The organism is Achromobacter sp. ACM03 (assembly GCF_014851665.1).
GTDB lineage: Bacteria > Pseudomonadota > Gammaproteobacteria > Burkholderiales > Burkholderiaceae_B > Achromobacter > Achromobacter aegrifaciens.
In genome coordinates, this window is sequence record NZ_JACVAD010000024.1 from 1 (window position 1) to 411 (window position 411).

Sequence of the window (411 nt, forward strand, 5' to 3'; positions counted from 1 at the left end):
TGAAGGTGTCCTTGAGCTGCTGTCCATCGAGCAGCGCGTTCACGCGCGGGTCGTTGTTGTTCAGCTCGTAGGTGTAGGTGCCGTCGGCCTTGAGGACGATCTTGCCGTACTCGCCGTTGACGGCGGTATTGACGTTGCCGGTGACGTTCTGGCCGGCGGGGACCGTGCCCTTGGCCACGCCCACGACGTTGGTGACGTCCGCGCCGAGGGTGTCGGCACCGGTGCCGGTGATGACGTTGCCGGAGGCGGTCAGTGCGGTGTCTTCCGTGACGGAGGCGGTGTCGGGCTTGGCTTCGGGCGCCGTGTCGGTGATGAGCACGACCAGGTCGTCAGACTTGACCTGGTTGGCCGCATCGGTGACGGTGACGGTGAACTTGTCGGTGACGGAGTCGTCGCCGGCGGTGTGGTTCT

The 411-nt window shown here is 65.7% G+C and carries 1 protein-coding gene; it reads right to left on the reverse strand.

Translation table 11 applies throughout. The features are described from left to right. Positions 1-411: VCBS domain-containing protein (locus IB257_RS31415; RefSeq protein ID WP_192493336.1), on the reverse strand; the 411-nt coding region annotated here is incomplete at both ends.